This window comes from Pricia sp., assembly GCF_041745955.1.
In the GTDB taxonomy this organism is placed as follows: domain Bacteria; phylum Bacteroidota; class Bacteroidia; order Flavobacteriales; family Flavobacteriaceae; genus Pricia.
In genome coordinates, this window is record NZ_JBGTHY010000088.1 from 1 (window position 1) to 10792 (window position 10792).

9 protein-coding genes are annotated in these 10792 nt (G+C 46.3%); 6 read left to right on the forward strand and 3 right to left on the reverse strand.

What is annotated here, in order from left to right:
* Positions 1-1223, forward strand: a 1223-nt coding sequence (locus tag ACEW8S_RS02945; protein ID WP_373516694.1) for a S41 family peptidase, incomplete at its 5' end; no start/stop codon positions are given.
* A 137-nt stretch (positions 1224-1360) separates the two neighbouring features.
* Here ACEW8S_RS02945 and ACEW8S_RS02950 read toward each other — a convergent pair.
* Together ACEW8S_RS02950 and ACEW8S_RS02955 are read right to left on the reverse strand one after the other, a co-directional pair.
* On the reverse strand, positions 1361-2146 hold the full coding sequence (locus tag ACEW8S_RS02950) for a transporter (RefSeq protein ID WP_373516695.1): 786 nt from the start codon (positions 2144-2146) through the stop codon (positions 1361-1363).
* A 20-nt stretch (positions 2147-2166) separates the two neighbouring features.
* On the reverse strand, positions 2167-2820 hold the full coding sequence (locus ACEW8S_RS02955; protein WP_373516696.1) for a metal-dependent transcriptional regulator: 654 nt from the start codon (positions 2818-2820) through the stop codon (positions 2167-2169).
* Between the two features lie 105 nt (positions 2821-2925).
* Between ACEW8S_RS02955 and ACEW8S_RS02960 the strand changes: the two genes are divergently transcribed.
* Positions 2926-4119, forward strand: coding sequence for a lycopene cyclase family protein (locus tag ACEW8S_RS02960; RefSeq protein ID WP_373516697.1), 1194 nt, complete (start codon positions 2926-2928; stop codon positions 4117-4119).
* A gap of 179 nt (positions 4120-4298) precedes the next feature.
* Here the strand turns inward: ACEW8S_RS02960 and ACEW8S_RS02965 are convergent, their stop codons facing one another.
* Positions 4299-5273 carry a polyprenyl synthetase family protein gene (locus tag ACEW8S_RS02965; RefSeq protein ID WP_373516698.1) on the reverse strand — a complete coding sequence of 325 codons (975 nt, stop codon included), beginning with the start codon at positions 5271-5273 and terminating at the stop codon, positions 4299-4301.
* Between the two features lie 133 nt (positions 5274-5406).
* Between ACEW8S_RS02965 and ACEW8S_RS02970 the strand changes: the two genes are divergently transcribed.
* The 4 genes from ACEW8S_RS02970 to ACEW8S_RS02985 form a co-directional block, all read left to right on the forward strand.
* Complete coding sequence (locus ACEW8S_RS02970) at positions 5407-6012, forward strand: TetR/AcrR family transcriptional regulator (protein ID WP_373516699.1); 606 nt, start codon at positions 5407-5409, stop codon at positions 6010-6012.
* Positions 6013-7356, forward strand: coding sequence for a TolC family protein (locus ACEW8S_RS02975; protein ID WP_373516700.1), 1344 nt, complete (start codon positions 6013-6015; stop codon positions 7354-7356).
* A gap of 70 nt (positions 7357-7426) precedes the next feature.
* A complete protein-coding gene (locus ACEW8S_RS02980) occupies positions 7427-8593 on the forward strand; it encodes an efflux RND transporter periplasmic adaptor subunit (protein ID WP_373516701.1) in 1167 nt (388 codons plus the stop codon).
* Between the two features lie 42 nt (positions 8594-8635).
* Positions 8636-10792, forward strand: a 2157-nt coding sequence (locus tag ACEW8S_RS02985) for an efflux RND transporter permease subunit (RefSeq protein ID WP_373516702.1), incomplete at its 3' end; no start/stop codon positions are given.

Sequence of the window (10792 nt, forward strand, 5' to 3'; positions counted from 1 at the left end):
AAAAGGCCATTGCGCTCAATTCGAAAAACCAATCGGGCAGCAACAACGAGGCACAAATAGCCCGAGGGCTCGACACCCTTACGATCCGTTCGCTGGGCACTACGAGTCCGCCGGATGGCCATAAGGTGCGATTGGATTGCCGTGATCCGAGTACCGGACAACATCTGGAGATGGAATTCGAATGGCTGGTATCGCACCATCCGCCGCACTTTGAACTGGACAAGCAAGACATAAACGCGACCCGAATGTCCTATGGTTTTGACTACGACACCTTATCGGTCAATGGTTTAAAGGCCACCCTCTACGGCGGCGTATTCATAAAGGGAAAGCTGCCCAAAAAAAGCCTTTGGACAAGACCCAGCCGTTATCCCGACCTAATGAAGGGGAAAACGGTGAAAAAACCGGATAGCGACCCCGCTTTCGGCTACATCCGTATCTATAGTTTTGCCGCAGCCAACGCCGACAACTTTGTGGCCGACTTCAAGGAAATACTGCAACAGCTGCAAACGGAAGCTCTCAGCGGGCTTATCTTGGATATCCGAGGCAACGGCGGCGGACTCATTACGGCGAGCGAGCTATTGTTAGCGCATTTAACAGGGAAACATATCGCACTACTAAGGGCACAGTTCATCAATTCGGCACTTACGCTTCGGCTCTGCGAAAAATATGGTAAGGACAACACCATCATCGACCTGTCCGATTGGACCCGTTCCATCGATCTATCACGGGTTACCGGAGACCGGTATTCCCGCAGTTACCCGATCACAAAAATCGAGGACAGGAACAATCTTCGAACTCTATTTTCAAAACCCAAAGTGCTTATAACCGATGCCCTCTGCTACAGTGCCGCGGATATGTTCGCGGCCGGATTTCAAGACCATGGGCTGGGCAAGATCATCGGTACGCATGCCAATACAGGGGCGGGGGGCGCCAATGTGTGGAGCCATGAAATCCTAAGGAACCTATTCGATGATACGGAACCCGAGACCAATCCGCTAAAACCTCTGCCCAAAGGTGCCGATCTGAGTGTTGCCGTGCGGCGTATCTTACGTAAAAACGACGATCCGATCGAAGACCTGGGCATCGTACCCGACGTGTTGCATAAAATAACCAAGAACGACGTACTGTTCGGAAATATTGACCTAATACGGAGGGCTATGGAGGTTCTTCTTCCAAAACCGGAGGTTGCCGTAGTCAAAAAAAGAGATGTTTTGGTGTCTTGAGGATTTGGAACCATGATTATTGGTTGAATATCAAAAAAAATATATGACCAATAATTACTAATCTTCAACAGCTACAGGTTCAAAGACAAGAAGCCCAATATTTGGAGACCGCTTTGTTCCCCTAGAGAAGGTTTTACTTAATCCGGTATCCTAAAACTGACCCCGGCACTTAGCAGCACATCCTGCCCGGCCGTAAAACTAGTGCCACCGGAAACGTCCAATTGTATGTTCGGGCGTAGGAGGTAGGTCAGGCCGGCATCCCATAAATGGTTGGCCTTGGAGTCTTCGGGAAAATCGCCGTAGACTTCCACAAAAAATCCGAACCGGTCGGTTATGCTGTAGCCATAGGCCAAGGTATAGATATAGGCGATCTCGGGACTGTCGTCGCCCCATTGGGCGCCCACATTATAGCCCAAGGACGACTTTTCGCTTAAGGTATGGCTCAAAGAAAACCGAAAATCGGCCCCGGTGGTCTCCGGCCTGAAATCCCTGCTCGCGGTAAACGGCAGAAAAAGATGTCCGATGAGGGCGATTTCCGGAAAACCGTTTTTCTCCTCCGCGATGGCCACCTTCATGCCGAACAACAAGGGGGAAAGTCCGTTGCGCACGTCCCCGACCAGCGCCCCATTGTTCTTGATCCGCTGTTCCTCGAGGTTCCATCCCAAACGCAATTCAAAATTGTCGAGCAGGCCGTACCGCAGCAAGGCCGTATTATAGACCGAACGTTCGAATTTTAGTCCGTTCTCCTCAAAAGCCTCGTAAAATCCGCCGGTTTCGACCTGTAAAGTCCCTTTCGGCACTACCGACGAAGCCTCTGTGGCATCGGGCCTATCGGTTACCAACGGCGGACTGCTATCGGCATCCCCTTGGGCGATAATCGTGGCCGTACATCCGAAATACAGCATCACAAATATCAGCTTCATGCTCTTTTTAGGTTTTTCTTTCATTGTATTTCTATGTATAGGTTACCGGCAATTTGGCTGGATATATGTATGCGCCTATCCCTGACCTTTAAATGCAGGGAACCGTCGAATTCCTCTTTATCCAAGACCTGGATCTTGTCTCCCAGTGCGATATGGTTTTTGTCCAAAAAATTCAGGAAAGCGACGGAAGAATCTTTTACCCCGATACAGACGCCTTCGGTACCCACTGCAACCTCGTCCAACAATTTTTTAACGAATTTCTTGAATTCGCCATTCTTTGATGGGATAGGGTCGCCGTGCGGATCAACTTTTGGAAAGCCCAGGTGTTGGTCTAACTTATCGATAAGTTGTTCGCTCTTAATATGCTCCAACTGTTCGGCGACCTCGTGTACCTCGTTCCAGGCAAAATCGAGTTTTTCTACCAAAAAGACTTCCCACAACCGATGTTTACGGAGTATTGACAAGGCCGAAATCTTCCCCGAATCCGTCAGGGAGACTCCCTGATACCTTCGGTATGCGACCAAGTTTTTATCCGAAAGTTTTTTCATCATATCGGTTACGGACGAAGGCTTCGTCCGCATTTGTTCGGCAATCGCGTTGGTAGACACCAATTCCCCGGTGCCCTTGCCCAAATGGTAAATCGCCTTTAAATAATTTTCTTCGGAGGGAGTCATACCATAATTTTAAGAAAGTAAAAATATAAATTAATATTCAGCAAAAAAAATATTTAGAGTGTTCTAAAAAATTAATAGAGTGTTTGACCATTAATCTTGATTATCTTGCGGCCAGCAAAAAAATGGATGGAACAATACGATTACATTATCATCGGGGCAGGCGCTTCCGGACTGATGTTGGCGGATGCGCTCGGAAAAGACACCTTTTTTTCGAACAAGGGGATTTTACTTCTAGACAAGGCTTCCAAGGACACCAATGACCGTACCTGGTGCTTTTGGGAAGAGGGCGAAGGCCAATTCGATGACATCGTTTCCAAAACTTGGAACCATATCTATTTCGGGGGAAAGGAATTCTCGAAACGTTTCAAGACTGCGCCCTACAGCTATAAAATGATCATGGGCATCGATTTTTACAAAGCGTATTTGAAGCGGTTGAAAGCTTATCCCAACATTAGCTTCCGAAAAGAAGGCGTTTCGGAGGTGGTGGACTATGGAAACCGGGTTCTCGTTTCCACGGATAAAAACCAATACAGCGCGTTGAAAGTCTTCAACAGCATATTCGATTATAAAATGGCGACCCATCAAAAGAAATATCCTGTCTTGCAACAGCATTTTGTGGGTTGGAGGGTAAAAACAGGGCTTCCTGTTTTCAATGCAGACCAAGCTACATATATGGATTTTTCCATCCCACAAAAAGGCCATACCCGGTTCATGTACGTACTGCCGTTCTCTAAAACGGAAGCTTTGGTAGAATACACCTTGTTCTCCAAAGACCTGCTTCCTAAAGAGGAATATGAAAAAGTGCTACGCGATTATTTGAATAACGACATCGGCTGCGACAATTTTGAGATTGTGGATACCGAACAGGGAAGCATCCCCATGACCTGTTATGATTTCAGCGAGCATCATACCCATAACATCCGCTACATCGGCACCGCAGGCGGATGGGCCAAACCCAGTACGGGCTATACCTTTATGAGCAGCTCGAAAAAAGTGCCTGTGCTCGTGGAATATCTCAAAACCGGTAATCCCTTAGATCAGTTGAGCTACAAGAACCGTTTTTGGTATTATGATTTGTTGTTTTTGGATGTATTGGCCGAAAATAATGACAAAGGCCATTATGTCTTCGAAACCCTGTTCAAGAACCGCGATCCGCAATTGATCTTTAAATTCTTGGATGAGGAGACTTCATTTTTAGAGGATTTGAATTACGTTTTGGGATGCCCGAAACTACCTTTCATCAAGGCCTTGCTGAGACGGATTTTTAGGGATGAAAATCCTAGAAAATCCACATTATGACTTTAAAAAAATTGGAGAAAAGGACGATGCTTTTTCGCATTTGAAGCGAAACTATCGCAAATTGATTCAAAGTCATTGCAAAATCACCTATCGCGAAGGCAAAACTAAACTTTATATCGTCAGGGTGTTCGATACCCGGCAGGACCCGGTGAAGAATAAATAAGGGAAAATGCAAAACTTCACACCTCCCGCCCCATCAACTGCTCCCCAAAAGTCCTTAATACCTCTTTTTTATCCTTCGAAATTAACATCCCATCTAAAACATCGAACGCCTTCCCGGTATACTCCGTAATGGCCGTTCGGGTACTTTCCGCCGCCCCGCTTTCCAAAAATATCCCCTTTATGGTCTCTACTTTTGTCGATGGGTCTTTGGGCTGGATCGAATACATGTCGAGCAGCTCCTTTTTTTGCACAACCGTTCCATTTTCTAGAACGTTCAGGTATAGTACCGTCTTTTTGTTCTCGATAATATCGCCCCCCACCTGTTTTCCGAAGGTTTTTGGGTTACCGAAAGCATCGAGGTAATCGTCTTGCAGTTGAAAGGCGGTGCCGAGGTAGAGTCCGAAATCATAAATCTTGTTCTGGTCTTGCTGGGAGGCGTTCGCAATGATACCTCCCATTTTTAAGGCGGCAGCTACCAATACTGCCGTCTTGAACTCGATCATTTTCAAGTATTCGGGAAGGGTCACATCGTCCCTATTCCCGAAATCGATATCGTATTGCTGGCCTTCACAGACTTGCAGCGCGGTGGCGCTGAATAATTGGGCCAGGCTACGGAACTTTTTTGCATCATAATTTTCGAACAGTTGATAGGCGGTGATCAGCATGGCATCCCCGGATAAAATTCCAGTATTTACGTCCCATTTCTCATGAACGGTCATTTGGCCGCGTCGCAAAGGTGCCGCATCCATAATATCATCATGTACCAACGAAAAATTATGAAAGACCTCGATGGCGAGCGCCGCATCTAGGGCCTGTTTGTGATCCCCATCAAAAATTTCCGTGGCCATCAAAGTGAGTACGGGCCTCAAGCGCTTCCCACCTAGGTCCAAAATATAGGTCATGGGCTCGTAAAGGTTACGCGGTTCCTTGGCCTCGGTCTTTTCTTCCAAATAAGAAATAAAAGCGGTGAGGTAGAAGTCGATGGAATGCATTCAAACGATTTTTTGTAAAAATACGTGAAATTGGAACAATGGCATCCATCACAAGGCAGTGTTAAGAAATTGTAAAACTTTGGAAACTTTTTTAGTTTTTATAGTTTCCTTATTTATATTTGCATTCCGATTTATGAAAAAAAAGATTTTAGAGAAGGCGACAGAATTGTTTTTGGACTTAGGGTTCAAAAGTGTAACTATGGACGATTTGGCCAATGAAATGGGGATTTCCAAAAAAACCATATACACGCATTTTAGAAACAAGACCAAACTGGTGGAGGAGACCACATCCAATCTTTTTTGTACCATTTCCACTGGCATAGAACAGATTCGGGGATTACATAAAAATCCGATCGAGGAGCTTTATGAAATCAAGAAATTCGTAATGCTACACCTTAAGAACGAAAAGTCCTCTCCCCAACATCAATTGCAGAAGTATTACCCAAAAATATATGATACCATGCACTCCAACCAATTCGAATTAATGCAGGAATGTATCGAAGAAAATTTGGAAAGAGGCATAGATTTGGGCATCTACCGCGAAAACATCCAGATCGATTTTATTTCACGTATTTATTTTTCCGGGGTCACAAGTATCAAGAACCAAAAACTTTTTCCGATGCACAAATTTCCGGTTGCCTCGCTTATGGACGGATATCTGGAATATCACCTTCGGGGCATCGTCACCCCAAAAGGAAGAAACATATTAAATTCCATCATCAACTCAAACCACGAATAAATGCGAACCTATTTTTTAACATTTTTGTCCTTGTTCACTTTGACCTTAGGATATTCGCAAGACACGCTACAGACCTACAGTTTTACCTTGGAAGAGGCCATTGCCTTTGCGCTCGAAAATAATTACAGTGCGATCAATGCCGACCGCGATATCATCGACGCCCAAAAGCAGAAATGGGAGGTCATAGCCACGGGGCTGCCCCAAATTACGGGCGATGTCAGCTATCAGAACCAATTGAAACAGCCCGTTTCCTTGATTCCCGGAGAAATTGCTGGCGGAGAGCCAGGTACTTTTATTCCGGTTATATTCGGACAACAGCATCAGGCCACCGCTACGGCGACCTTACGCCAAAAGCTCTTCGACGGTACGTATATCGTGGGCGTACAGGCCACCAAGGCTTTTTTGAGCTACAGTGCCAATACTAGAGAAAAAACCCGGCTCGACATCCGCAAATCGGTAACGGAAGCCTATGGGAATGTGCTTCTGGCACAGGAGAGTGTGTCAATATTTGAAAAAAACCTTGAAACGCTGGACAAGAATCTTTACGAGACCCGAATGATATTTGAAAACGGATTGGGCGACGAAGAAAGCGTCGATCAATTACAGATAACCAAATCATCTGTAGAGAACCAATTGAAAAATGCCGTCCGTTTACAGGATATCACCCTGCAAATGCTCAATTTGATGATGGGCATAGCCATCGATGCCCCGACCAAACTTGAAGAAAATCTAGATGTACTCGCCCAAAAGCAGATTGACCTCGGTCTAATGGAAACCGAGCTAAATATGGAAAACAATATCGATTACAAATTGGCACTGAACCTGAACCAACAACGTTTTTACGAATGGAAACAGGCCAAAAGCAGGGCCTTGCCAACGTTGAACGCCTTTATAAATTACGGTAGCTCCGCCTTTGCCGATGACTTTAACTTTTTCAGTAGCGACCAACAGTGGTTCGATTCGTCGGTGTTGGGCTTCGATCTCAGCATCCCAATTTTCAGCTCTTTGGGCCGAAGCGCCTCTACTGCAAGGGCCAAAATTGCCCTCGAAAAGGCAAAAACGCAACTGACCGAGGCCGAAGAGCAGATACGATTGCAGCTGGACCAATCGAAAAGCGAATATATTCTGGCCATCGAAGAATATGAAACCGCAAAGCAAAACCTAACACTGGCAGAACGGATAGAAGAAAAGAACCAGATCAAATATTTTGAGGGTATCGCCACGAGTTTCGACCTCCGGCAAGCGCAGACCCAATTGTACGACGCCCAGCAAGGCTATCTGCAGTCGATGGTAGAAGTGATTAACAAGAAGACCGGTTTGGAGGTTATTTTGAATGAAGAGTAAGTCTGGATGGCCGTCAAGCTCCCAATGACGCAAATGCCAGTACACATATCAACTAATAAATTTTTCACCAATGAAGAAAATACTTTACCTAATAACTGCAACAATCGCCCTCTCCGCTTGTGGCGGAAAAGAGCAATCGGTCGATGAGCTGATCGCGCAAGGAAATCTAGAGACGCTCCGGACCAAAAAGTCGGAAATTTCGGACCAGCAGGAACAGATCGAGGCCAATATTAGAAAGCTGGATTCCGCTATTGCCCTGAAATCAGGGGAAGAAAAACTGCCCTTGGTCAACACGATTACAGCGGAATTCCAAAAGTTCGATCATTTTTTAGAGCTACAGGGCGACGTGAAAACCAAACAGAACGTTTTGGTCTATCCTGAGATGGCAGGCACCTTGCAGCGGGTATACGTTAAAGAGGGCGATCAGGTGAGAAAAGGCCAAACACTTGCCGTAATCGACGATGGTGGCATGAGCAGCCAACTGGCGCAGTTGAAAACGCAGGCCGAACTGGCAAAGACTACTTATGAGCGTAGAAAAAGGCTTTGGGACCAGAAAATAGGTTCCGAAATCGATTTCCTTTCCGCAAAAAGCAACTATGAAGCGTCTCAGAATTCAGTAGATCAAGCGTCGAGCCAATTAGGAAAGTCTACGATCAGGGCACCATTTTCCGGTATCATCGATGATGTGATAAAAGACCAGGGCACGGTGGTTTCCCCAGGTCCCGGTTCGGAGGTGTTTCGAATCGTCAACCTATCCGATATGTATATCGAGGTCGACGTACCCGAAACCTATTTGGGCGATGTGACCAAGGGCAAGGAGGCTATGGTATATTTTCCCATATTGGGCGATAGCATTACCACTATAATCAGGGAAACGGGCAATTTTATCAAGCCATCAAACCGCTCTTTCAGCGTAGAAATTCCGGTTCCGAACAAAAAGGGAAATATCAAACCCAACCTAACCGCCAAGGTGAACCTGAACGATTACACTAGCGAAGAGGCCATTCTTATTCCTTCGAGCATCATCTCCGAGAATGCTGACGGTGAACAGTACATCTATATAGCGGAAGCCCCGAATTCGGATAACGAGGCGGTAGCGAAAAAATCCATCATAACTACCGGAAAGACCCAAAGCGGTCAAATCGAGGTACTGACCGGCATCGCAAATGGGAGCCATGTCATCAAAGAAGGTGCGAGAACGGTCAAGGACGGACAAAGGGTAAAAATCAAGAGTTAAGTTTATAAACTCACAAACCTATACACCCATAAACTTTTCAGCATGAGCAAAGTAAAAAAGAACGCCGATAAGGAATTCAGCCTATCGTCATGGGCCATCGACAACCCCTCGGTCATCTACGTGATGATCGGCCTGTTTCTGTGGTTGGGCTTTTCGGCCTATCAGGCCATGCCCCGCGAGGATTTTCCTGAAATCGTGGAGACCAAAATCTACGTCAGCACCCCCTACCCCGGTAACACTGCCGAGGATATCGAAAAGCTGATCACCGACCCTTTAGAAGATCGGCTCAAGAACGTAAGCAACGTCGTCGAAGTTACGTCTACCTCTCAAGAAGATTACGCGATAATCATCGTTGAATTCGATGAGGAAATTACGGTCGATCAGGCCAAACAAGAGGTTAAAGATGAGGTCGATAGCGAAAAAGCAAGTGAGGACTGGCCTCTTTTCAACGGCGCCAAAGTAGAGCCCGACGTGTTCGACCTGAATTTTTCGGAAGAAGTCCCGATCATGAATATCAATTTTACGGGCGACTACCCTGTCGAGAAACTCAAGGAATTCGCCGAATACATGCAAGATGAGATCGAAGACCTTCCCGAAATCAAGCAGGCGGATATCCGGGGCGCCCAAGACAAAGAGGTGGAAGTAGCGGTGGATATCTATCAGATGATGGCCGCCAAGGTCAGTTTCCAGGATGTACTGAACGCCATCGGTAACGGTAACATGACCATGTCTGCCGGGAATCTCAAAACTAGCGGACAACGACGCACTATCCGTATTCTCGGGGAAATCGAAGATCCACAGCAACTGAACAATTTCGTTGTCAAGTCTGAAGATGGGGCGGTTTATCTAAAGGATATCGCCAAAGTAACTTTCGAAGAGCAAGATAAGACTACCTACGCCCGTGAATTCGGTGAAAACGTGGTGATGCTCGACGTGAAAAAGCGGGCAGGTCAAAATGCCATATCCGCGGCCGATCAAATCAAGGAGATAATCAAGAAAGAACAAGCCGACTATTTTCCGCCCGATCTGCATATTTCAATTGCCAACGACTCGTCGACGCGCACCCTGAACCAAGTTGACGACCTGGTGAACAATATCATTTTCGGTATCATTCTCGTGGTTACCGTACTGATGTTCTTCCTCGGTTTCCGCAATGCCCTTTTTGTGGGCTTTGCCATACCCATGTCGATGTTCATGTCGTTCGTCATTCTTTCATGGTTGGGCTATACGCTGAACACGATGATCCTTTTCGGAATGATCATGGGGCTGGGTATGCTAGTCGATAACGGTATCGTGGTCGTAGAGAACGTCTATAGACTGATGGCCGAGGGCATGCCCAGGATCGAAGCGGCCAAAAAGGGTATTGGAGAAATTGCATATCCGATAATTATTTCCACCGCAACAACAGTGGCAGCTTTCGTTCCCTTAGGACTTTGGCCCGGCATCTTCGGTCAGTTCATGATCTTTTTCCCGATTACACTGTCGGTCGTATTGGGCTCATCACTGTTCGTGGCCATCTTTATGAACTATATGCTGGTCTCCCAGTTTATGAGTACCGATGAGAAAGAACTGACATTAAAGCAACTTATCCGAATGAGTGCCATTCTGGGCAGCATAGGGGTACTGATCTTGATTTTTGGAGGCGCCTTTCGAGGCTTGGGATCGGTAATGATCCTTACCGCCATCATGTTCTGGGTCTACAAATATGCGATCAAGGGTGCAGCAGAGCGCTTCCAGAAAAAGACGATGTCCCGTTTCGAGAATTGGTACGAACGCCGGTTGAAGCATGCCTTGCGGGGCGGAAACGTGTATTGGTATTTTGGGATTACCTTCCTTTTATTGATCGGTATTTTTATGCTTTTCGGGGCATCGGTAGGCAGTGGAAGGACCAAAATAGAGTTCTTTCCGGACAATAAGCCCAACGAAATCTATGTGTACGTCGAATATCCGGAAGGTACATCCATAGAAAAGACCAACGAGATTACCAAAGATATCGAAAAACGGGTCTATGCTGTTTTAGACGACCCGAAATATAAACAGGACGGTGAAAACTTCATGATGGCCTCTGCGGTATCCGTAGTCGGCGAAGGTGCCGGAAACCCTTTGACCGATGGCGGTTCTGCTGCCGAAATGCCGCACAAAGGGAAGATGACCGTCAACTTTAGCGAATATAAATATCGTCAGGGCATCAATACCGAA